Source organism: Amycolatopsis sp. NBC_00355, assembly GCF_036104975.1.
Lineage (GTDB): Bacteria > Actinomycetota > Actinomycetes > Mycobacteriales > Pseudonocardiaceae > Amycolatopsis.
In genome coordinates, this window is sequence record NZ_CP107982.1 from 7,649,967 (window position 1) to 7,671,072 (window position 21,106).

The window sequence follows — 21,106 nt, forward strand, 5'->3', positions numbered from 1 at the left end:
TCGTGAGGTCGGAAGATCAGGCGACGGTGAGGCGGTTTTCGAACGTCTCCACCAGCTTGCGCCACGAGCCCTGCTCCGCGTCGAACGGGGCGCTCGGCTCGAGGCGCGTCGGGTCCGGGCGCAGGACGAACGAGACCAGCCAGCCCAGGCTTTCGTTGCTCGCCAGTGCGGTCTCGGCCGTGTCGTCGCCCGCCCAGTCGGCCGCGTCGGTGATCAGCTCGACGGCCAGCTCGAGCTGGGTCGGGTCGATCGCCTCCGGGCCTTCCGCGATGTCGGCGTCGATGCCGGACAGGACGTAGGTGTTCTCCTGGTCGACCTCGATCTCGAGCTCGCCGGCCGTGGCCTTCGCCAGCACCTCTTCCCACGTGGACACGTCGGCGAGGTCGGTGTCGGCGAGGTCCTTGCCGTCGGCCAGGGCCCGCGCCAGCGCCTTCTCGGTCGTGTAGACGTCGATCTCGCCCTCGCTGCCGAGGAACACCGGCGAGTCGTCGAGGTAGCAGCGCAGCGTGTAGTACTCCGCGCCGGAGGTGATGATCTTGATCGGGTCGATGCCGACCTCGGCCCAGAAGCCGACCGGACCTTCGTCCTCTTCGTCTTCGGCGTCGTCATCCGCGTCGGCGGAGTCGATCGCCTCGAGGTCCTCTTCACCCTCGGCGCCGGCCTCGGCCTCCGCGGACTCCTCGTGGAACGCCGCCAGCTCCTCGGCGGTCTGCTCCAGGACCTTCTCGTCGACGTCGGGCGCGGTCACCAGGCCGTCGATCGCGTCCAGCACGGTGTCCCACTTCTGCGACACCGTCTCGGACAGGTCGTTCCACACCTGGACGCCGACACTCCCGGTGAACGGGAGGGTGCCCTGGTCGAGCAGCGAGAAGCCCTCGGTCGAGTCGAGGATCTCGTGGACCTCTTCGAGGTCGCAGACGTCGGCGAGCGACCGCACGATGCCGATGATCTCGGCGAGCTCCGCGATGTGCCAGATGTCCGGCTCTTCGGCGACGAGCTCGGGCACGCCGACGAGGTCGTACGTGTGGTCCTCGTCCGGGATCAGCTCCGGGACGTTCAGCGACGGAACCGCGTCCCACGCCGGGTGATCCAGCAGGTCGTGCCGCTCGGAGGTGCGCACGAACGCCGCCAGGTGGGCGGCGTCCGGGAACGCGTACAGGTCGTCCTCGTCGCCGAGGAACGCCTCCCACTCCTCGCCGTCCTCCCGCCAGCGCGGCGCCCACAAGGTGACGACGTCACCCTGCGGCAGGCCGAGTTCGATCGGGATGATGTCCTGTGCCATTCCTAAGCCCTCCGGATTACCGCCCGTGTGCGCGCGAGACCGAAAGTATCCCCGGTCGATGCGCGGTACCGCGAAGCCTACGGGTTTACCACTCGTGATGCGATCGCCCCTGCCGACTTTGCGACGAGCGGATGGCACGATGGACGTCTGATGACTCTCACAGACCTCCTGCCTGCGGATCCCGACCCCGACACCCTCTTCGAAGCCTTCACGACCTGGACGGCCGAACGGGGCATCGAGCTGTACCCGGCGCAGGAGGAGGCGGTGATGGAGGTCGTCTCCGGATCGAACGTCATCCTCTCGACGCCGACCGGCTCCGGGAAGAGCCTCGTCGCCGTCGGCGCGCACTTCACCGCGCTCGCCCAGGGCCGCCGCAGCTACTACACCGCGCCCATCAAAGCCCTGGTGTCGGAGAAGTTCTTCCAGCTCATCGAGATCTTCGGGGCGGACAACGTCGGGATGATGACCGGCGACTCCGCCGTCAACCCGGACGCGCCGATCATCTGCTGCACGGCCGAAATCCTGGCGAACATCGCGTTGCGGTTCGGGGCCGACGCTCCCGTCGGGCAGGTCGTGGCCGACGAGTTCCACTTCTACTCCGAGCCCGACCGCGGCTGGGCGTGGCAGGTGCCGATCCTCGAACTGCCCAAGGCCCAGTTCGTCCTGATGTCGGCGACCCTGGGCGACGTGTCCTTCTTCGAGAAGGACCTCACCCGCCGCACCGGGAAGCCGACGGCGGTGGTGACGTCGGTGCAGCGCCCGGTGCCGCTGACCTTCCGGTACGCCCTGACCCCGCTGCACGAGACCATGTCCGAGCTGCTCAACGGCGGCCAGGCGCCGGTCTACGTCGTGCACTTCTCGCAGGCCGCGGCCATCGAGCGGGCGCAGACGCTGATGAGCATCAACGTCACGACCAAGGCGGAGAAGGAGGCCATCGCCGAGCTGCTCGGCGACTTCCGGTTCTCCGCCGGCTTCGGCAAGACGCTCTCGCGGCTGGTCCGCCACGGCATCGGCGTGCACCACGCCGGCATGCTGCCGAAGTACCGCCGATTGGTCGAGACCTTGGCGCAGTCCGGGCTGCTCAAGGTGATCTGCGGGACCGACACCCTCGGCGTCGGCATCAACGTACCGATCAGGACAGTGGTCTTCTCCGCGCTGACGAAGTACGACGGCGTCCGCCAGCGCCACCTCAAGGCGCGCGAGTTCCACCAGATCGCCGGCCGCGCCGGCCGGGCGGGCTACGACACCGACGGCTACGTCGTCGTCCAGGCGCCCGACCACGTCGTCGAGAACGCGAAGGCGCTGGAGAAGGCGGGCGACGACCCGAAGAAGAAAAAGAAGATCGTCCGGAAGAAGGCGCCGGAGGGCTTCGTCAACTGGACCGAGAGCACGTTCGACCGGCTGATCGCGGCCGAGCCCGAGCCGCTGACGTCCAGCTTCAAGGTCACGCACTCGATGCTGCTGAACGTGATCTCGCGACCGGGCAACGCGTTCGACTCCATGCGGCACCTGCTGGAGGACAACCACGAGGACCGCGCGTCGCAGCGCAAGCTCATCCTGCGCGCCATCGCGATCTACCGCGCGCTGCTGTCCGCCGGCGTCGTCGAGCGGCTGCCCGAGCCCGACGAGCAGGGCCGGATCGTCCGGCTCACCGTCGACCTGCAGTTCGACTTCGCGCTCAACCAGCCGCTTTCGCCGTTCGCGCTGGCCGCGATCGAGCTGTTCGACCTGGAGTCCCCGAGCTACCCGCTCGACGTCGTGTCCACTGTGGAATCCACTGTGGACAACCCGCGGCCGGTGCTGTCGCAGCAGCAGTTCAAGGCACGCGGCGAGGCCGTGAACGCCATGAAGGCCGAGGGCATCGAGTACGACGAGCGGATGGAGCTGCTCGAGAACGTCTCGTACCCGAAGCCGCTGGAAGAGCTGCTGCAGGGCGCGTTCCACAGCTACCGGCAGGGCCACCCGTGGGTCGACGACTACGAGCTGTCGCCAAAGTCGGTCGTGCGCGACATGTACGAGCGCGCGATGAACTTCGTCGAGTACATCGGCTTCTACCAGCTCGCCCGGTCCGAAGGCCTGGTGCTGCGCTACCTCGCGGACACCTACGACGCGCTGCGCCACACGGTCCCCGACGAGGCGAAGACCGAGCCGCTGCAGGACCTCATCGAATGGCTCGGCGAGCTCGTCCGGCAGGTCGACTCCAGCCTGCTCGACGAGTGGGAAGCCTTGCGGCACCCCGGAGACGTCACAGCAGAGGGCCTATCCAGCCGGCCGCCGGCCGAACCGCCCGCCGTCACACGCAACGAGCGCGCGTTCCGCGTCCTGGTGCGCAACGAGCTGTTCCGCCGGGTCGAGCTGTTCGGGCGCCGGGCGTGGAACGTGCTCGGCGAGCTGGACGCGGCGTCGGGCTGGGACGCCGAGGCCTGGGAAGACGCGATCGAGGACTACTTCGAGGAGTACGACGCGCTGGGCACCGGCCCGGACGCGCGCGGCCCGGCGCTGATCATCATCGAGCAGCTGCCGGACGTCTGGAAGGTCCGCCAGATCTTCGACGACCCGGCGGGCGACCACGACTGGGGCATCAGCGCGGAGATCGACCTGGCCGCGTCCGACGAAGCCGGCTCGGCGGTGGTCCGGGTGATCGCGGTGGGCGCGCACTAGAGCGTTGCCTTTTCCTGACTGCTCAGGCATCGTGAGCGCATGGCGGCGACGGTCGTGGAGCACCAGGTCGGTGACGTGCGCTGGACGATCGTCCGCGGTCCGCGCGACGCCGCCTTCCGTGAACTGGGCGCGTATGCGGCCGACGACATCCGGACCGTCCTCGACGGACTGCCGTCCTGGCCGGTCGCCGGACGGGCACGGCGGTCGCCGGTGCTGTTCCGGGCGATCGAATCGGCGTCGCAGGTCGAGCACCCGGACGCCTACGCCGAACTGACCGCGTTGGCTCTCGGCGCCGGGGTGCCGTTCGACGACCTGCTGCTGGCCAACCTGCGTGGCGACCTGGGCACCGGCGACGGCACCGGCTGCACCGACTTCGCGTGGGTCGGCGCCCGGAGCCTGCTCGGCCACAACGAAGACGGCGCGCCGGTGTTCGACGGCCTCGGCCGCCTGCTGACCCTGCTGATCGACGGCGAACCCGGCGTCTGCGTCTGGTGGTACCCGGGTTTCCTGCCGGCCAACACGTTCACGCTCACCACGCATGGACTGGTGTGGGGGATCGACAGCGTCAAGGTCGTCGCGCCGTCGCCGTGCGCCGGGCGGCACTTCCTGGCGCGGTCGGCGCAACGGGCCGCCACCGTGGCGGAAGCGGTGTCGCTGCTGCGCTCGCACGCTTCCGCCGGCGGGTTCGCGTACACGATGGGCCAGCTCGGTTCGGCCGGGGTGACGGTGGTCGAGAAGGCGGGCCACGAGACGGCCGTGACCACTGTGGGCAGTGGGCTTTCCTGGCACACCAACCACTTCCGCCAGCTGCCGCCGAGCCTCGACGCGGCCGACGAGGAGAGCCTGAACCGTGCCGAGGTCTGCGCGCACCTGACGCCGGTCGCCCCGGACGCGAAGTGGCTGGCGGACACGCTGACGACCGACGTGCACCGCGACGCCACCGCCGGCGACCCGTTGCTGACGTTGAGCACGCTGGTCACGGACTTGGCCGACGGCACGGTGACGCTCATCCCGCGCGGCGGCGCACCCCTGCGGGCGCGGGCTTCGGACCTCGCGGCAGGCAACGTCTCAGCCGTCGGCTGAAACCAGGATCGCCTGGGCGTCTTCGCCCGCGAACCACAGGCCGATGGCGAACGCCGCCGTCGCCTCCAGCAGGTGTGCGCGGTCCAGGCCGCCGCCGGGGACCGGGGTGCAGCCGACGTCGCGGACCAGCGTGCGGACCGCGTCGAGGGCCGCCGGGTCGTCGCCGCAGAGCGGGACCGTGAGCGTCGCGGGCGGCTCGCGCCAGACGTCGGCCGGGGCCAGGTTGAACGCCTTGACGACGTGCGCGTCCGGCGCGGCGGCCGCGATCCGGGTCGCCACCGGGGTGCCGGACGGGGGCTCGGTGCCGGTCGGGCCGGGCTGGTTGGTGCAGTCCACCAGGACCTTTCCGCCCAGGGGACCCGCTTTCGGCAGGACTTCGAAGACGGCGTCCGCGGGGATCGCCAGGAGCAGCGCGTCCGCGAACGCCGCCACCTCCGCCCACCTGCCACGGCCGGCCACTCGCAGCTCGTGGCCGGCGTCCGCCCAGCGCGTGCCCAAGGCTGTCGCCATCGCGCCCGTGCCGAAGATCCCGATCCGCATCCGTCCTCCTTGTGCTTGGCTGGTACCAGCACGACGGTAGGAGCCCCGGCAGGAACCGAAAGGTAACCATGGACTTTCTCGCCGACTGCCGCACGCGGCTCGCGTTCGACCTGGTGGCCAACACGTGGAACCCGGTGGTGCTGTGGGCGCTGCGGCACGGACCGCGCCGGCACGGCGAACTGCGTCGCACGATCGGCGGGATCAGCGCCAAGGTGCTCACGGAAACCGTGCGGCGCCTGGAGACCGACGGCCTCCTCGATCGCTCCGAAGACGCCTACGTCCTCACACCGCTGGGGGAGACACTGCTGGAGCCGATCGAGGGCTTCGGGCGGTGGGCGGCTGAGCACGGCGACGACGTCGTCGCCGCTCAAAACCGAGCACGACCAGCGTGACCAGCGACAACGCGGGCAGCGGGTAGCCGGCGAGGAGCCCGGCGCCGACGTCGAACGCGGGCGCGGCCACCCCGGCGACGAACACCCAGGTCGGCGCGGTCGGCGGTTTCGCGGCGGGGGACCACGGCGTTTTCTTCCACGGTTTCGCGATCGAAAGCCACGCCTGGAAGGACAACGCGCTCGCCATCAGCGAGGCTCCGGCGATCTGCGGCCAGGCGACGGTGGCGGTGTCCGCGGCGTCGCGGAGCGCGGGGGAGAGCAGGAAGATCCCGGCGTAGAGCTGGATGAGCGTCAGGACGAGCTTCGTGAGCACCCACCAGTGTCGGGTGTAGCCCCACGCGGTCGCGCCGGCGAGCACGAGGCCGGTGAAGGCGGAGACGTTCGCCATCGGGGCCAGGAGCACGGAGTCGAGCCGGTCGGCCATCGAGGTCGCGGCGCCGGCTTGCGCGGGCCGCGTGAGGGCCAGCGACATCAGCACGACCAGCGCGAGGGCCTGGCTCATCCAGGCGACCGACGACACGACGTGCAGCCAGACGACGGCCTGCCGCCAGCGCGGCGAAGTCTTGGTTCGGGTCACGGCTTCAAGGCTCGCCTGCGCGGGGCCCGGGCACATCAGGCGTAACCCCGGAGCCCGCGGCACGCGATCTACGCCCACTGGGTCAGCATGCGGGGCGCGGCCTACACCCAGGGGAGTATCTTCCCATATTCTGAAACTCTCGTCCCAAAAGACGCATCTTTCCCTACGAAAGCTGCGTCTTGGGCTCAGCGCGGCGGGTTCTTCGCGGCCAAGGCCAGGAGCGGGACCGCCGCGGCGGCGTCGGTGATGAGGGTCGAGACCATGCCCGACCGCAGCACGGCGTCCACCGCCGACGCTTTCGGCTTGCTGTAACCCAAAGCGATCACCTCCGGCACCGCCATCAGCTCCTCGTGGCTGATCGCCAGCACGTGGTGGGCCAAGCCGGTCGACAGCGCGTTGCCGGACGCGTCGAACAGGCGCGCCGCCACCTCCGCCGTCGCGCCGCGGGCCGCGATCGCCGCTCGCTCCGCCTCGTCCAGCGCGTCGTAGACGGTCGACTCGCCCGGCTGCCACGCGCCGATGCTGACCACGGCTTTGGTCAGGTTCCGGAACTGGCCGAACGTCTCGGTGATGCCCGGCTGGCGTCGCAGGGTCTCGGTCGTGCGGCGGTCCGGGAGCACGAGCGGGCCGAAGATCGGGTAGGCGTCGCCGCCGGACACCGCCGTCACGCGGCTGACCGTCTCGACCGAGCGGCCGCGCATGTCCATCCCGGCCTGCACGCCGCAGAGCTGGACGACCGGGCAGCGCGCCAGGGCCCGGATCGCCTCGGCCAGCGCGTTCACCGAACGCGCCCAGGAAAGCCCGAGGATGTCGTCGGTCGTGACGATCTCTTCGAGCAGCCGGGCGGCCAGTGCGCCGATCCTGGCCCGGACGACTTCTTTCGGCTCCCGCTCGGTTGAGCGTTCGAGCACGAGGGCCCGGTCCAGGCCGTACGCCGAGCGGATCTCGTCCGACAGGGCCAGGTCCACCGGTGCGGGCAGGTCGAACTCCACCCGGACCAGTCCGGACTCCCTTGCGGTGTCGAGCATCCGCGCGACCTTGAACCGGCTGACGTCGAACTCGTCGGCGATCTCCAGCTTGGAGCGTCCTTGCACGTAGAAGCGCCGGGCGACGGTAGCGAGCAGCATGGCTTCGGTCAGCGACGGCTGCTTCTTGGACGTGCTCATATGAGCACTATAACGCGAAATCTGCCCGAAAGGTTGACGTAACACCGACGTCAGACCTGTAATGCCTTAACAAACTCTCGACGCTTCAGGTCAACGTTGCTCATATGAGCGCGAGGAAGGGGCAAGGCATGCGTGCCGCCATCATCGACCGGCCCGGCGAGATCAGGGTCGGCGAGGTGCCCGATCCGAAACCAGGGGAACGACAGGTCGTCATCAAGGTGGGCGCGTGCGGCATCTGCGGCACCGACCTGCACATCGCCGACGGCCACTTCCCGCCGACGCCGTACCCGATCGTCCCCGGTCACGAGTTCGCCGGGGAGATCGTCGAGCTCGGCGACGACGTGCCGGGCGGGTGGGAGATCGGCGACCGCGTCGCCGTCGACCCGTCCCTGTTCTGCGGCTACTGCGGCCCGTGCCGCTCCGGCCACGGCAACCTCTGCGCGAACTGGAACGCCACCGGTGACACCGTCGACGGCGCCTTCGCGGAGTTCGTCGCCGTCCCGTCGGCCAACTGCTACCGGATGCCCGACACGATGACCTGGGAGCAGGGCGCGCTGGTCGAGCCGGTTTCCTGCGCGGTGCACGGCGTGCGCCGCGTCGGCGTCGAAGCCGGAGAGCGCTTCCTCGTCGTCGGCGCCGGCACCATGGGCCTGATCATGCAGCAGCTGCTGCAGCGCGCCGGCGCCCACGTCACCGTGGTCGACCGCAACAAGGACCGGCTGCCGCGGGCGAGCCGGCTGGGCGCCGTCGCCACCGCGGCCGACGTCGGCGAGCTGAACGGCGAGAAGTTCGACGTCGCCGTCGACTGCACCGGCGCCGCCCCGGCCATCGAAGCCGCTTTCGACTCGATCCGCCGCGGCGGCCGGCTGCTCGTCTTCGGCGTCGCACCGGCCGAAGCCCGCGTCGCGCTTTCGCCGTTCCGCATCTACAACGACGAGATCACCGTCGTCGGCTCGATGGCCGTGCTGAACAGCTACGGCACCGCGCTCGACCTCGTGGCCGGCGGCGCCATCAACACCGGCGAGCTGCTCACGGACCGGCTGCCACTGGAGCAGTACCCGGACGCGCTCGCCAAGATGCGCAGCGGCGCCGGCCTCAAGGTGCAGGTACTCCCGGGAGGTGGCCGTGCGTAAGCTGCTCACCCTCCTCGCCGCGACGTCCCTGCTGGCCACCGGCTGTGCCGGCGCCGGCTCGGTCGGCACCGGTAACTCGACGCTCGTCATCGCGATCGTGTCCAACCCGCAGATGAAGGACGCGATCTCGCTCGCCCCCGAGTTCGAGAAGGCCACCGGGATCACCCTCAAGTTCGTCTCGCTGCCGGAAAACCAGGCCCGCGCCAAGATCACCGCGTCGACCGCCACCGAGGGCGGCGAGTTCGACGTCGTGATGATCAGCAACTACGAGGCCCCGCAGTGGGCGGCCAACGGCTGGCTCGAGAACCTCGAACCGCACATGGCGGCCACCCCAGGCTACGACGAGGGCGACTTCATCCCCAGCATCAAGCAGTCGCTGTCGTACCAGAACCAGATGTACGCGGTGCCGTTCTACGGCGAGTCGTCGTTCCTGGCCTACCGCAAGGACCTCTTCCAGAAGGCCGGGCTGACCATGCCGGCCAAACCGACGTGGCAGCAGGTCGCGGACTTCGCCGCGAAGCTGGACGACAAGGCCAACGGCGTCGCCGGCATCTGCCTGCGCGGCAAGCCGGGCTGGGGCGAGAGCCTCGCGCCGTTTTCCACGGTGGCCAACACCTTCGGCGCGCAGTACTTCGACAAGGACTGGAACGCCAAGCTGACGTCGCCGGAGTTCAAGGACGCCGCGAACTTCTACGTCAACCTGATCCGCGACCACGGTGAGGTCGGCGCCTCCAGTGCCGGGTTCTCCGAGTGCGGCACGCGCTACACGCAGGGCAACGCGGCGATGTGGTACGACGCCACGGTCATGGCGGGCACCAACGAGGACCCGTCGAGCAGCAAGATCGTCGGCAAGTCGGGGTACGCGCCGGCGCCGGTCGTCAAGACGCAGGCCAGCGGCTGGCTCTACACCTGGGCCCTCGGCATCCCCAAGGTGGCCAAGGACAAGGACGCGGCCTGGAAGTTCATGGCCTGGATGACCGACAAGGCGTACGTGCAGAAGGTCGGGGCGACCTACGGCTGGAACCGCGTCCCGCCGGGCGTGCGTCAGTCCACTTACGACATCCCCGACTACGCCAAGGCCGCGCAGGCCTACGCGAAACCGACACTCGACGGCATCGCGGACGCGAACCAGGAGAAGGCCATGGCGAACCCGGTGCCCTACCCCGGCATCCAGTTCGTCGGCATCCCCGAGTTCCAGGACCTGGGCACCCGGGTGAGTCAGCAGCTTTCGGCGGCGATCGCCGGCCGCGAGTCGGTCGACGACGCCCTGAAGCAGTCCCAGGATTACGCCCGGACAGTGGGCGACTCCTACAAGGCGGTGCAGTGATGTCCACGCTCTCCGTAGAAACCCCCACCTCTCACACCCACGCGAAGGCCGCGGAAAAGAAGGGACTGAGCACCGCGGCCAAGCGGCGCCTGCCGCTGCTGCCGGCGTTGCTCTTCGTCGTCGCCGTGACGCAGCTGCCGTTCCTGCTGACCGTGTTCTACTCGTTCCAGTCCTGGAACCTGGTCCGGCCGGGTTCGCGGCACTTCGTCGGCCTGGACAACTACATCGACGTCTTCAGTGACACGACGTTCCTGGTCGCGCTGCTGAACACGGTGCTGCTGACCGTGGTCTGCGTGCTCGTCGCGCTGCTGCTCGGCCTCGGCCTGGCGATCCTGCTGGACCGGAAGTTCATGGGCCGCGGTTTCGTCCGCACGCTGCTGATCACGCCGTTCCTGATCCTGCCGGCGGCCGGCGCGCTGCTGTGGAAGACGACGATGTTCGACCCGACCTACGGGTTGCTGCACTTCGTCTTCGGCACCGACACCGACTGGCTTTCGCAGTTCCCGCTGGCTTCGGTGATGGCCCAGATCGTGTGGCAGTGGACGCCGTTCATGATGCTGCTGATCCTGGCCGGGTTGCAGAGCCAGTCCAAAGAGGTCCTGGAAGCCGCTTCGGTCGACGGCGCGAGCCGCTGGCGGACGTTCGTCTCCATCACCCTGCCGCACCTGTCGCGGTTCCTGCAGCTGGCGACGCTGCTGGGCGCGATCTACATCGTGAACAGCTTCGACGCGATCTTCCTGATGACGCAGGGCGGGCCGGGCGTGTCCAGCACCAACCTGCCGTACTACATCTACCAGCGCGCGTTCGAAGGCTTCGACGTCGGCCAGTCGTCGGCGATGGGCGTGATCGTCGTGATCCTGACGATGATCGTCGCGACCTTCGCGCTGCGCTTGATGTTCCGGACGTTCTCGGTGGACGGAGGCATCAAATGACCACCCTGGAGACCCGCCCCTCGACGGCCGGCACCGCGGCTCCCGCCCGCAAGCCGAAGCGCAAGCTCGGCCCGGGCGCGCTCACCGTCGTCACCTGGGTGATCGCGATCCTGTTCGTCTTCCCCTTGCTGTGGATGATCCTCACGGCGTTCAAGCAGGAGTCCGACGCCTACACCGACCCGCCGAAGCTGTTCTTCAGCCCGACGTTCGACCAGATCGCGAACGTCCTGAAGGGCGGGTTCCTGCCCTACGTGGCGAACTCGGCGTTCGTCACGGTGATCTCGACGCTCTTGGTGCTGCTGCTCGGCATCCCGGCGGCGTACGCGCTGTCGCTGGCGCCGGTGAAGAAGACGTCGAACGCGCTGGGCTTCTTCCTCTCGACGAAGATGCTGCCGATCGTCGCGGCGATCATCCCGCTGTACATCATCTCCCAGAACACCGAGCTGCTGGACACGGTGTGGGCGTTGATCATCCTCTACACGTCGATGAACCTGCCGCTGGCCATCTGGATGATGCGGTCGTTCTTCCTCGAAGTGCCGCACGAGATGATCGAGGCCGGCCGGATCGACGGCGCGAACCTGCCGACGCTGCTGCGCCGGATCATCATGCCGGTGGTCGCGCCGGGGATCGCGGCGACCGCGCTGATCTGCGTGATCTTCTCCTGGACCGAGTTCTTCTACGCGGTCAACCTGACGGCGGCGCGCGCCGGCACCGTGCCGGTGTTCCTCGTCGGGTTCATCACGAGCGAGGGCCTGTACTGGGCCCAGCTGTCCGCGGCCGCGCTGCTGGCTTCGCTGCCGGTGATGATCGTCGGCTGGTTCGCGCAGAACCACCTCGTCCGGGGCCTGTCGATGGGAGCGGTGAAGTAGTCATGGCAGCAGTCAGCTACGAGAAGGCGTCGCGGATCTACCCGGGCGTGTCGTCGGTGAAGGCGGTCGACCAGCTCGACCTTTCGGTGCCGGACGGCGAGTTCCTCGTGCTGGTCGGACCGTCCGGTTCGGGCAAGTCGACGGCGTTGCGGATGCTGGCCGGGCTGGAGGACGTCGACGAAGGCGCCGTCCGCATCGGCGATCGCGACGTCACGGGCCTGCCGCCGAAGGACCGGGACATCGCGATGGTGTTCCAGTCCTACGCGCTGTACCCGCACATGACGGTGGCCGGCAACATGGGCTTCGCGCTGGAGCTGCGAGGGATGTCCAAAGAGGACATCGCGGCTCGGGTGGGCGAGGCCGCCGCGATGCTGGACTGACGCGGTTTCTCGACCGCAAGCCGAAAGCGTTGTCCGGCGGGCAGCGGCAGCGCGTCGCGATGGGCCGGGCGATCGTGCGCGAGCCGAGCGTGTTCCTGATGGACGAGCCACTGTCCAATTTGGACGCGAAGTTGCGGGTGGAGACCCGCGCGAACATCGCTCAGCTGCAGCGGCGCCTCGGCACGACGACCATCTACGTCACGCACGACCAGGTCGAGGCGATGACGATGGGCGATCGGGTGGCGGTCCTGCGCGACGGCCGGTTGCAGCAGTGCGCGTCGCCGCGGGAGCTGTACGACAACCCGACGAATTCGTTCGTGGCGGGTTTCATCGGCTCGCCGGCGATGAACCTGGCTCTGCTGCCGCTGACGGACGGCGGCGTCCGGCTGGGCGACGTCGTCCTGCCGCTGCCGCGGTCGGTGCTCACCGCGGCCGCCGGGTTGCGCGAGGTCACGTTCGGCGTCCGCCCGGAGTCCCTGGAACTGGTCGCCGAAGGCGGCTTCGAGCTGGTGGTGGAGCTGGTCGAGGAACTGGGCGCGGACGCCTACCTGCACGGCAAGGTCGGCGACGACCGTTTCGTGGTCCGCGTCGACGGCCGCCGGCCACCCCGCATGGGCGACAACGTCCGCGTGGCATTGCGCGGCGAAGGCGAGACCCACGCCTTCAACCCGGAAACGACCCTGCGCCTGAGCTAGATGTCCGTGAAGGCCTCCTTGAGGGACTCAGAGTCCCTGAAGGAGGCCTTCACGGAACGTCACTCCTCCAGGGAGAGGGCCTGGCTGGGGCAGACGTGCACCGCTTCACGGGCCTTCTCGATCAGCTCGCCCTGCGGCTGGTCGTCGAGCACGATGACCGTGCCGTCGTCCTCGCTCTGGTCGAACAGCGCGGGCTCGGTGAGCACGCACTGACCCGCGCCGACGCACTTGCCGGTGTCCGCGATGATCTTCATGGTTCTTCTCCTGTGGTGGGAGGGCCGTCCGGTCGATCTCTACCAGGTGACCGGCAGCCGGTACAGCCCGTAGATGTTCGCGTCGTCCTTGAACGGCAGTTCTTCCACGGGAACTGCCAGTTTCAGCGACGGAATCCGCCGGAACAGCGTGTCGAAGACGATCTGCAGTTCCATCCGCGCCAGGTTCTGGCCGAGGCACTGGTGCGGCCCGAAGCCGAACGCGACGTGGTGGCGCGCGCCGCGGTCGATGTCCAGCTCGTCCGGGTTCTCGAACGCTCCGGGGTCGCGGTTGGCCGCGTAGCCCAGCGCGAGCACACCCTCGCCGGCCCGGATCAGCTGCCCGCCGAGCTCGACGTCCTCGACGCACAGCCGCGCGGTGGCCGCGTCGACGATCGTCCAGTAGCGCAGCAACTCCTCGACGGCGTCGAGCGTCTTGCCCGGGTCGGCCTTCAACATCGCGAGCTGCTCCGGGTTCCGGAGCAGCGCCACCGTCGACAGCGAGATCATGTTCGCCGTCGTCTCGTGCCCGGCCACCAGCAGCAGGAAGCCGGTCGCGGCCAGCGAAGCACGCCGGTAGGTGCCGTCTTCGCGGAGCTTGACGATCTGCCGGCCGAGCAGGTCGTCCGGCGGGTTCGCCTCCTTCTCCGCGATGAGCTCCTCCATGTAGCCGCGGACGGTGTCGAACGCCGCCCGCCGCTCCTCGGGCGACGTCGAGCGCTTGATCAGCTTCGCCGTGTGGGTCTGGAAGAAGTCGTGCTGGGAGTAGGGCACCCCGAGCATCTCGCAGATCACCAGCGACGGCACCGGCAGCGACAGCGCCTCGACGAGGTCGCCGGGGTTCGGCCCGGCCAGCAGCGCGTCGATCTGCCCGTCCACGATCTCCTGGATCCGCGGCCGCAGCGCCTCCATCCGGCGCACGGTGAACTCGCCGAGCACGGCCTTGCGGGCCGGCCCGTGCTCGGGCGCGTCCATGGTGATCATGGTGCGTTCGTCGCCTCGGCGGCGGAACCCGCCGACCACGAGCTGCGGGAAGTCCGGGTGCTGCCGGTCGGCGCTGAACCGCCGGTCGTTCAGCACGGTCCGGACGTCCTCGTGCCGGCTGACGACCCAGGCCCGGCCGCCGTCGGGGAGCCCGACGCGGGTGATCGGCTCCTCGTCGCGGATCTCCTGGTAGGCGGGCGGCGGCGAGAACGGGCACGTGCGGGTCATCGGGAACTGGTGGACCGGCTCCTCGACTGTCGTCATGATTTCCCCTCTTTCACCAGGTCACGGGCAGGCAGTACAGACCGAAGATCGACGAGTCGTGCTTGAACGGCAGCTGCTCGACCGGCACGGCCAGCTTCAGCTCCGGGATGCGGCGGAAGAGCGTGTCGAACACGATCTGCAGCTCCATCCGGGCCAGGTTCTGGCCGAGGCACTGGTGCGGCCCGAAGCCGAACGCGACGTGGTGGCGCGCGCCGCGCTCCAGGTCCAGCTCGTCCGGGTTGTCGAACGCCTCCGGGTCGCGGTTGCCGGAGTAGCTGAGGCCGAGCACGCCCTCGCCCTCGCGGATCAGCTGGCCGCCGATCTCGAGGTCCTCGGTGGCGACGCGCGACGTCGCGAACTCGGCGATCGTGAAGTACCGGAGCAGCTCCTCGACGGCGTCGAGCGTCTTGCCCGGGTCGTTCTTGATCAGCTCGAGCTGGTCCGGGTTCTCCAGCAGCGCGACGGTGCCGAGCGAGATCATGTTCGCCGTCGTCTCGTGCCCGGCGATGAGCAGCAGGAACGCCAGGGAGACGAGCGAGTCGTGGTCGGCTTCGCCGTGCTCCTCGCGCTGCTTGGCGATCTGGCGGCTGAGCAGGTCGTCGGCCGGCTCGGTCTCCTTCTTGGTGACCAGCTGGTCGAGGTAGCTCTGCAGCTCGTCGAGGGCCTTGATCCGCTCGTCCTGCTCGACGTCCCGGTTGAGCAGCGTCGAGCTGCGGACCTGGAAGAAGTCGTGGTCGGCGTACGGGACACCGAGCAGCTCGCAGATGACCAGCGACGGCACCGGCAGCGACAGCGCGGTGACCAGGTCGGCGGGCTTCGAGCCGGCCAGGATCGCGTCGATGTGCTCGTCGACGATCTGCTGGATGCGCGGCTGGAGCGCCTTCATCCGCTTGACCGTGAACTCACCCACGACCTCGCGCCGGGCCGCGCCGTGCCGCGGCGGGTCCATGTTGATCAGCGACGCGGTGAAGTTGCTCCGCCGCACCGGGCGCCCCTGCTTGGTCAGGATCGGGAAGCCCGGGTTGAACCGGTCGGAGCTGAACCGCGGGTCGGTCAGCATCTGCCGGACGTCCTCGAGCCGGGTGATCGCCCAGGCCTCCTGACCGGACTGCAGCCCGACGCGCTGGACGGGGCCTGCTTCGCGCAGCTTCCCGTACGCCGGTGGCGGCGCGAACGGGCAGCTGCGCACGAGCGGGAAGACCTCTTCCCCGGTCGCGCTCGTGGTGGGTTCGGCGACTTCGGTCATTTCGGATCCCCAAATCGGACGGAAAGTATGTGGAGGATTACATTCCGGTTCTAGATCCCAACGTACCGAAGCGGAAGGACATCGTCCACTAGCTAACGGGTGACATCTTGCGGATGCACTATGTGGCCGCCTGACCGTGCGAGAATCACCCCGCGCCAGATTCAGCGAGAGGCGAACGGCATGACGGCAGACCCCGAGACCAGCCTGCGGGCGGACGCGCGGCGCAACCGCGACCAGATCCTGGCCGCCGCGAAGAGCATCTTCGCCGCGTCCGGTGCCGAAGTGCCGATGGAGGAGATCGCCCGGGCGGCCGGCGTCGGCGTCGGCACGCTCTACCGGCGGTTCCCGGACCGCGACGCCCTGGTCCGCGCGGTCGCGTTGGACAACTTCGAGCGGGTGCTGATCGACGCGCGCCGGATCGCCGCAGAGGAGACATCGCCGTGGAACGGGCTCGAGCGGCTGCTGCGGCAGTCGGTCGAGCTGCAACTGGTCGTCCAGCTCGCGATGGTGTCGCACCGGGCCCTGGTGATCCTGAAGGGCGACCCGGAGATCCACCGCCTCCGTGACGAGATCCTCGTGGTCCTCGACGACTTCGTCCGCGGCGCCCAGGCCGAGGGCAAGCTCCGCGCGGACGTCGGCGCGGGCGACGTCGCGATCCTGTTCGCGACGATGCTGCGTCAGATGCACGCGAAGACGGACGAGGTCGCGGCGATGGCGGCGAGCCGCTGCGTGGGCATCATGATCGACGGGCTGAGCGCGCGGCCGGGAACGCCGCTGCCGGGCCGCCCGATCACGTCGCACGACCTGGATCCAGAAAGCGGCTGATCGTCATTTCCCCGTGTTAGGGTTCCGCCTCGTTCTGCCATTGTTGACGAGGCGGGAAAATGCGACGAAGAACCCTGGCTGTTTTGTCGGTAGTTCCCTTCTTCGTGCTCGCCGCGTGCGGGCAGGACGGCGGCTCGGCGGCTCCGGCCGCGGTATCGCCCGTCGCGTCGTCGTCGTGGTCGTCACCTCCGGCGTCATCGCCGGTGACGACCAGCGGCACCGTCGCGCCGCCGGCGTCGGTCCCGAAAAGTGCGTCCCGACCTGCGCCTAGTGCGCCGTCGGTGACGCCGGTCCGCAACTGCGGCAGCCCGGATTTCACCACGAGCGACCCCGACGGCGGCTGGTCGACGGGCGGCTACTACGTCCACAACAACATGTGGAACTCCGACGAGGCCGGCCCGGAAACGCTGCGTGCGTGCGCGTACAACAATTGGTATGTGGATTCCACCCAGCCGTCGACGACGTCGGTGAAAACCTATCCGAACGTGCACAAGGACATCAACGACCAGAACGGAAAGCCGTTCAACGACTATTCGGTGATCAGCTCGAAGTTCGCCGGCCGCGGCCCGGGCACGGGCATCTACGACGTCGCGTACGACCTCTGGCTCAACGGCGTCGGCGACGGCAAGGGCGTGACCGAGGTGATGGTCTGGACGGAGAACCTCAAGCAGCAGCCGTCGGGCGACAAGGTCGGGACGTACTCGGCGGGCGGCCACACGTACGACGTCTGGGCGGACGACGACGGCTACATCGCGTTCGTGTCCCAGGCGACGCAGTACTCGGGCGCGGTGGACCTGAAGGCGATGATCGCCTGGGGCATCGGCAAGGGCTTCATCCCGCCGAACCCCACGGTCAACCAGATCGGCTACGGCATCGAGTTCTGTTCCACAGGCGGCGGCAAGGCGAGGTTCACGCTGACGGACTTCTCGGTGACGATGAGTTAGCGGGCTGGGTCAAGCCGCACTGCGGCCGGCCAGGTAGGCCAGGTGGTGCGAGGTCGCCAGCGCGACGGGCTTGCTGCTGTCACCGAAGCCTCGACCCCGGCCGGTGGCGGCCTCGTGGATCTCGCGGTCGCCCCACGAGAAGTCCGGCCCGGCGAAGTTGTCCGACTCGATCAGGTGCCGGCACACGATCCGGAACGCACCGGCACGTGGTGAATCGGCGGCGCGGTCATCCGGTTCCGGCATCCGCTCCCGCGAATAGAGCCAGTGGTCCGGACAGGTGTACTTCATGGCGACGTGGTTGCTGCGGAAGCCGCCGCCAGGAATCGGGTGCACTGTGCCGTAGTCACCCAGCCGAAGGTCCGCGGCGGCCGCTCGGACCAGGTTCGCCCAGAGGGTTTCCTCGGTTCGGGGCTGCTCCCACGTCGAGGTCTGTGCGAGAGTCCGTGGGATCGAACCGCTCAGCAAACTCACGGATCGGAACTCGCCGAGTTCCGCGAACACGGCCAGGATGGCCGCGGCTTCGTCGAGCTGCGACGTTGTCGCCTTGTCGAGGTACTGCAGATCGAGGATCAGGTCGATCCGGTCGGTATCGAGGTCGAGCCGCTCGATGATCCGTTCGATGTTGTCGCGCCCCGCTGTGGCCGACCGGACGCGGAACGCGCAGCCGGCCCCGAGCTCGTGGCACAGGCGGCCCAGTGCGACGGCCGGCTGTTCCGCGGCGTCGCTGCGGACCACGGGGATGAACGCGATCGGACCCGGCCCGTCGAGGAGGTCCACCGGGTCGGCCAGGCGGTCGGTCATCTGGCCGAGCGCGCCGGTCGGCCCGGTCCCGAACGCCGGCAGGCCCGCGACCTCGGACGCATCCAGCATGACGTGCCGGCCGAGGCGTCGCAGGTCGCGGACGGCAGCTTCGATCGCGTCCAGCTGGCTCGCCGGAGCGCTGCCGTGGGGATCGAACTGGAGCAACGGCTGGACCTGCCGGACCTGATCGGGGTGCGAAAGTGCTCGCAACGCGGTCAGCTCGCCGCCTTTCGCGCGCAAGGCGACCAGGGTTGCGATGCTGTCATGAGCGTCCACGACACCCCTCGATCACGCCAAGTGAGAGTCCGGTTACTCATCAACGATAGATCGAGATGTCCCGTTCGAGAATCCACCACAAGTTGGAAAAGCCACCACCCCGCGACCGGGTGGTGGCTTTCACCAGCGAAAACTCAGACGCCCAGTGGGTGCCAGACCGTCTTGGCCTCCAGGTAGCGGCGCAGCCGCGAGAGGTCCGGGGCGACCGTCCAATCCGGCTCGGCGTCCGGGGCCGTCAGCACCCGCTTCACCGTGTTCGCCGCTTCACGAGCCAATCCGGGGCGGTCCGAAGCCGCGGCTCCCGTGGGGTCCAGGGCGTTGACGTCGCCGTGGGAGGCCAGCCAAGAGCCCAGCTCGGACGCCTGGCCCGTCAGGATGTTCGCCACTCCGCCCGGGACGTCCGAGGTCGCCAGGACCTCCGACAACGTGATCGCCGGCAGGGGACGCTCCGCGCTCGAGACCACCACCGCCGTCGAGCCGGTGGCCAGGACCGGGGCCAGGACGCTGACCAGGCCCAGCAATGACGACTGCTGCGGCGCCAGGATGCCCACCACGCCCGTCGGTTCCGGGACGGTGAACGAGAAGTACGGGCCCGCCACCGGGTTGGCCGCGCCGAGGACCGTGGCGATCTTGTCCGTCCAGCCCGCGTACCAGACCCAGCGGTCGATCGCCGCGTCCACAAGGGACTCCGCCTTCTTCGGCGCCAGACCCTCCGAAGTGGACACTTCGGCGATGAACTGGTCGCGGCGGCCTTCCAGGACCTCGGCCACCCGGTAGAGCACCTGGCCGCGGTTGTACGCCGTTGCCGCTGACCAGCCGGGGAAGGCCTTGCGGGCCGCGACCACCGCGTCGCGGACGTCCTTGCGGGACGCGTGCGCGGCGTTCGCCAGGAACTTGCCCTTCGCGTCCGTCACCGGGTAGACCCGGCCGGACTCCGAGCGCGGGAACTTGCCGCCCACGTACAGCTTGTACGTCTTGGCGACGGAGATTCGGTCAGACATTCAGATACGCCTCCAGCCCGGTGCGGCCGCCTTCGCGCCCGAAACCGGATTCCTGGTAGCCGCCGAACGGCGCGGCGGGGTCGAAGCGGTTGAAGGTGTTGGCCCAGACGACGCCGGCCCGCAGCTGGTTCGCCATCCACAGAATGCGCGAGCCCTTCTCGGTCCAGATGCCCGCGGAAAGGCCGTACGGCGTGTTGTTGGCCTTCGCGACGGCCTCGTCCGGCGTGCGGAACGTCAGCACCGACAGCACCGGGCCGAAGATCTCCTCGCGCGCGATCCGCATCGACTGGTGGACGTTCGCGAACACCGTGGGAGCGAAGAAGAACCCGCGGTCCGGCACCGGGCACGGGCTGGTCCAGCGCTGCGCGCCTTCGGCGTCACCCGCTTCGACGAGCCCGCGGATCTTCGCCAGCTGCTCGGCCGAGTTGATCGCGCCGATGTCGGTGTTCTTGTCCAGCGGGTCGCCCAGGCGCAGCGTCGAGACGCGGTAGCGGAGCTTCTCCAGCACCTCTTCGGCGATGGACTCCTGCACCAGCAGCCGCGAGCCCGCGCAGCAGACGTGGCCCTGGTTGAAGAAGATACCGTTGACGATGCCCTCGATCGCCTGGTCCAGCGGCGCGTCTTCGAACACGATGTTCGCGGCCTTGCCGCCCAGCTCCAGCGTCAGCTTCTTCGCGGTGCCCGCGACTTCGCGCTGGATCGCCTTGCCGACCTCGGTCGAGCCGGTGAACGCGATCTTGTTGATGTCCGCATGCTCCACAATGGACGCACCGATGTCGCCGGCGCCCGGCAGGATGTTCACCACGCCCGGCGGCAGCTCGGCCTGCTGGCAGATCTCGGCGAACACCAGCGCGGTCAGCGGCGTCGTCTCCGCCGGCTTCAGCACCACGGTGTTGCCGGTGGCCAGCGCCGGTGCGATCTTCCACGCCAGCATCAGCAGCGGGAAGTTCCACGGGATGATCTGGCCGGCCACGCCCAGTGGCTGGGGGTTCGGCCCGTAGCCGGCGTACTCCAGTTTGTCGGCCCAGCCCGCGTGGTAGAAGAAGTGCGCCGCCGCGGTCGGGACGTCCGAGTCGCGCGACTCCTTGATCGGCTTGCCGTTGTCCAGGCTCTCCAGCACCGCCAGCTCGCGCGAGCGTTCCTGGATCAGCCGCGCGATGCGGAAGAGGTACTTCGCGCGCTCGGTGCCCGGCATCTTCGACCAGACACCGTTGTAGGCCTTGCGCGCGGCCTTGACCGCGGTGTCCACATCGGACTTCGACGCGGTGCCGACCTCGGCCAGGACCTCTTCGGTGGCCGGGTTGATCGTCTTGAGCGGCTCACCCGAGCCGTCGACGAACTCGCCGTTGACGAACGGCTTGTAGTGGTCCTTGAGGTTCGCGATGGCCCGGGATTCGGGGGCCGGTGCGTACTCGAAAACAGGCATTAATCGGTGTCCAATACGTTTCCGCTTCGCAGGCTCAGCGGGATCTCCCTC

The 21,106-nt window shown here is 68.9% G+C and carries 20 protein-coding genes and 1 pseudogene; 11 read left to right on the forward strand and 10 right to left on the reverse strand.

The window, feature by feature from the left end; all coding sequences use genetic code 11:
* Window positions 1-16 precede the first annotated feature (16 nt).
* On the reverse strand, window positions 17-1,282 hold the full coding sequence (locus tag OHS18_RS35190) for a primosomal protein (protein ID WP_328613685.1): 1,266 nt from the start codon (window positions 1,280-1,282) through the stop codon (window positions 17-19).
* A 150-nt stretch (window positions 1,283-1,432) separates the two neighbouring features.
* On the opposite strand from OHS18_RS35190, the gene OHS18_RS35195 reads away from it, so the two are divergent.
* Both OHS18_RS35195 and OHS18_RS35200 read left to right on the forward strand, forming a co-directional pair.
* The gene (locus OHS18_RS35195) at window positions 1,433-3,943 is read left to right on the forward strand and encodes a DEAD/DEAH box helicase (RefSeq protein WP_328613686.1); all 2,511 of its coding nucleotides are present in this window, start codon (window positions 1,433-1,435) and stop codon (window positions 3,941-3,943) included.
* Window positions 3,944-3,982: 39 nt separating this feature from the next.
* On the forward strand, window positions 3,983-5,026 hold the full coding sequence (locus OHS18_RS35200; protein WP_328613687.1) for a C45 family peptidase: 1,044 nt from the start codon (window positions 3,983-3,985) through the stop codon (window positions 5,024-5,026).
* On the opposite strand, the gene OHS18_RS35205 is transcribed toward OHS18_RS35200, so the two are convergent.
* On the reverse strand, window positions 5,012-5,566 hold the full coding sequence (locus tag OHS18_RS35205; RefSeq protein WP_328613688.1) for an NADPH-dependent F420 reductase: 555 nt from the start codon (window positions 5,564-5,566) through the stop codon (window positions 5,012-5,014). The two genes, OHS18_RS35200 and OHS18_RS35205, sit on opposite strands and share 15 nt — an antisense overlap.
* 68 nt (window positions 5,567-5,634) lie before the next feature.
* Between OHS18_RS35205 and OHS18_RS35210 the strand changes: the two genes are divergently transcribed.
* Window positions 5,635-5,958: a winged helix-turn-helix transcriptional regulator gene (locus OHS18_RS35210; protein WP_328613689.1), complete on the forward strand. Its 324-nt coding sequence runs from the start codon at window positions 5,635-5,637 to the stop codon at window positions 5,956-5,958.
* On the opposite strand, the gene OHS18_RS35215 is transcribed toward OHS18_RS35210, so the two are convergent.
* Both OHS18_RS35215 and OHS18_RS35220 read right to left on the reverse strand, forming a co-directional pair.
* Complete coding sequence (locus tag OHS18_RS35215) at window positions 5,849-6,535, reverse strand: hypothetical protein (protein ID WP_328445236.1); 687 nt, start codon at window positions 6,533-6,535, stop codon at window positions 5,849-5,851. The genes OHS18_RS35210 and OHS18_RS35215 overlap by 110 nt on opposite strands.
* A gap of 185 nt (window positions 6,536-6,720) precedes the next feature.
* Complete coding sequence (locus tag OHS18_RS35220) at window positions 6,721-7,701, reverse strand: sugar-binding transcriptional regulator (protein WP_328613690.1); 981 nt, start codon at window positions 7,699-7,701, stop codon at window positions 6,721-6,723.
* Between the two features lie 128 nt (window positions 7,702-7,829).
* Between OHS18_RS35220 and OHS18_RS35225 the strand changes: the two genes are divergently transcribed.
* From OHS18_RS35225 to OHS18_RS35245, 5 genes and pseudogenes are all read left to right on the forward strand, one after another.
* On the forward strand, window positions 7,830-8,834 hold the full coding sequence (locus OHS18_RS35225; RefSeq protein WP_328445232.1) for a zinc-dependent alcohol dehydrogenase family protein: 1,005 nt from the start codon (window positions 7,830-7,832) through the stop codon (window positions 8,832-8,834).
* Entirely contained in the window at window positions 8,821-10,161 is a 1,341-nt protein-coding gene (locus OHS18_RS35230; RefSeq protein ID WP_328445230.1) for an ABC transporter substrate-binding protein, read from the forward strand. Before OHS18_RS35225 ends, OHS18_RS35230 begins: the two co-directional genes overlap by 14 nt.
* Window positions 10,161-11,093: a carbohydrate ABC transporter permease gene (locus OHS18_RS35235; RefSeq protein ID WP_328613691.1), complete on the forward strand. Its 933-nt coding sequence runs from the start codon at window positions 10,161-10,163 to the stop codon at window positions 11,091-11,093. Before OHS18_RS35230 ends, OHS18_RS35235 begins: the two co-directional genes overlap by 1 nt.
* Entirely contained in the window at window positions 11,090-11,962 is an 873-nt protein-coding gene (locus OHS18_RS35240; protein ID WP_328613692.1) for a carbohydrate ABC transporter permease, read from the forward strand. Before OHS18_RS35235 ends, OHS18_RS35240 begins: the two co-directional genes overlap by 4 nt.
* Before the next feature lie 2 nt (window positions 11,963-11,964).
* Window positions 11,965-13,037: pseudogene (locus tag OHS18_RS35245) on the forward strand (ABC transporter ATP-binding protein).
* 59 nt (window positions 13,038-13,096) lie between these two features.
* Here the strand turns inward: OHS18_RS35245 and OHS18_RS35250 are convergent.
* Genes OHS18_RS35250 through OHS18_RS35260 form a run of 3 tightly spaced genes read right to left on the reverse strand, consistent with a single transcriptional unit; the run spans window position 13,097 to window position 15,782 of the window.
* On the reverse strand, window positions 13,097-13,291 hold the full coding sequence (locus tag OHS18_RS35250; RefSeq protein WP_328445224.1) for a ferredoxin: 195 nt from the start codon (window positions 13,289-13,291) through the stop codon (window positions 13,097-13,099).
* Window positions 13,292-13,330: 39 nt separating this feature from the next.
* Window positions 13,331-14,536, reverse strand: coding sequence for a cytochrome P450 (locus OHS18_RS35255; protein ID WP_328613693.1), 1,206 nt, complete (start codon window positions 14,534-14,536; stop codon window positions 13,331-13,333).
* A 13-nt stretch (window positions 14,537-14,549) separates the two neighbouring features.
* The gene (locus tag OHS18_RS35260; RefSeq protein ID WP_328445221.1) at window positions 14,550-15,782 is read right to left on the reverse strand and encodes a cytochrome P450; all 1,233 of its coding nucleotides are present in this window, start codon (window positions 15,780-15,782) and stop codon (window positions 14,550-14,552) included.
* A 180-nt stretch (window positions 15,783-15,962) separates the two neighbouring features.
* On the opposite strand from OHS18_RS35260, the gene OHS18_RS35265 reads away from it, so the two are divergent.
* The 3 genes from OHS18_RS35265 (at window position 15,963) to OHS18_RS35275 (ending at window position 17,551) form a co-directional block, all read left to right on the forward strand.
* Window positions 15,963-16,607 carry a TetR/AcrR family transcriptional regulator gene (locus OHS18_RS35265; protein WP_328445219.1) on the forward strand — a complete coding sequence of 215 codons (645 nt, stop codon included), beginning with the start codon at window positions 15,963-15,965 and terminating at the stop codon, window positions 16,605-16,607.
* 115 nt (window positions 16,608-16,722) lie between these two features.
* Window positions 16,723-16,878: a hypothetical protein gene (locus tag OHS18_RS35270; protein ID WP_328613694.1), complete on the forward strand. Its 156-nt coding sequence runs from the start codon at window positions 16,723-16,725 to the stop codon at window positions 16,876-16,878.
* 10 nt (window positions 16,879-16,888) lie between these two features.
* Entirely contained in the window at window positions 16,889-17,551 is a 663-nt protein-coding gene (locus OHS18_RS35275; protein ID WP_328445215.1) for a GH12 family glycosyl hydrolase domain-containing protein, read from the forward strand.
* Between the two features lie 9 nt (window positions 17,552-17,560).
* On the opposite strand, the gene OHS18_RS35280 is transcribed toward OHS18_RS35275, so the two are convergent.
* From OHS18_RS35280 to OHS18_RS35290, 3 genes are all read right to left on the reverse strand, one after another.
* Window positions 17,561-18,628 (reverse strand): beta family protein, encoded by a 1,068-nt coding sequence (locus OHS18_RS35280; protein WP_328613695.1) that lies wholly within the window; start codon window positions 18,626-18,628, stop codon window positions 17,561-17,563.
* Window positions 18,629-18,762: 134 nt separating this feature from the next.
* A complete protein-coding gene (locus OHS18_RS35285) occupies window positions 18,763-19,629 on the reverse strand; it encodes an aldehyde dehydrogenase family protein (protein WP_328613696.1) in 867 nt (288 codons plus the stop codon).
* A complete protein-coding gene (locus tag OHS18_RS35290; RefSeq protein ID WP_328445209.1) occupies window positions 19,622-21,055 on the reverse strand; it encodes an aldehyde dehydrogenase family protein in 1,434 nt (477 codons plus the stop codon). The genes OHS18_RS35285 and OHS18_RS35290 overlap by 8 nt, the downstream gene beginning before the upstream one ends.
* Window positions 21,056-21,106: the final 51 nt, after the last annotated feature.

What these genes read in the sequence shown, in the direction of transcription:
- OHS18_RS35190 (WP_328613685.1), bottom strand. Translation starts at nt 1,282, where the DNA reads ATGGCACAGGACATCATCCCGATCGAACTCGGCCTGCCGCAGGGTGAC.
- OHS18_RS35195 (WP_328613686.1), top strand. Translation starts at nt 1,433, where the DNA reads ATGACTCTCACAGACCTCCTGCCTGCGGATCCCGACCCCGACACCCTC.
- OHS18_RS35200 (WP_328613687.1), top strand. Translation starts at nt 3,983, where the DNA reads ATGGCGGCGACGGTCGTGGAGCACCAGGTCGGTGACGTGCGCTGGACG.
- OHS18_RS35205 (WP_328613688.1), bottom strand. Translation starts at nt 5,566, where the DNA reads ATGCGGATCGGGATCTTCGGCACGGGCGCGATGGCGACAGCCTTGGGC.
- OHS18_RS35210 (WP_328613689.1), top strand. Translation starts at nt 5,635, where the DNA reads ATGGACTTTCTCGCCGACTGCCGCACGCGGCTCGCGTTCGACCTGGTG.
- OHS18_RS35220 (WP_328613690.1), bottom strand. Translation starts at nt 7,701, where the DNA reads ATGAGCACGTCCAAGAAGCAGCCGTCGCTGACCGAAGCCATGCTGCTC.
- OHS18_RS35225 (WP_328445232.1), top strand. Translation starts at nt 7,830, where the DNA reads ATGCGTGCCGCCATCATCGACCGGCCCGGCGAGATCAGGGTCGGCGAG.
- OHS18_RS35235 (WP_328613691.1), top strand. Translation starts at nt 10,161, where the DNA reads ATGTCCACGCTCTCCGTAGAAACCCCCACCTCTCACACCCACGCGAAG.
- OHS18_RS35240 (WP_328613692.1), top strand. Translation starts at nt 11,090, where the DNA reads ATGACCACCCTGGAGACCCGCCCCTCGACGGCCGGCACCGCGGCTCCC.
- OHS18_RS35250 (WP_328445224.1), bottom strand. Translation starts at nt 13,291, where the DNA reads ATGAAGATCATCGCGGACACCGGCAAGTGCGTCGGCGCGGGTCAGTGC.
- OHS18_RS35255 (WP_328613693.1), bottom strand. Translation starts at nt 14,536, where the DNA reads ATGACGACAGTCGAGGAGCCGGTCCACCAGTTCCCGATGACCCGCACG.
- OHS18_RS35260 (WP_328445221.1), bottom strand. Translation starts at nt 15,782, where the DNA reads ATGACCGAAGTCGCCGAACCCACCACGAGCGCGACCGGGGAAGAGGTC.
- OHS18_RS35265 (WP_328445219.1), top strand. Translation starts at nt 15,963, where the DNA reads ATGACGGCAGACCCCGAGACCAGCCTGCGGGCGGACGCGCGGCGCAAC.
- OHS18_RS35285 (WP_328613696.1), bottom strand. Translation starts at nt 19,629, where the DNA reads ATGTCTGACCGAATCTCCGTCGCCAAGACGTACAAGCTGTACGTGGGC.
- OHS18_RS35290 (WP_328445209.1), bottom strand. Translation starts at nt 21,055, where the DNA reads ATGCCTGTTTTCGAGTACGCACCGGCCCCCGAATCCCGGGCCATCGCG.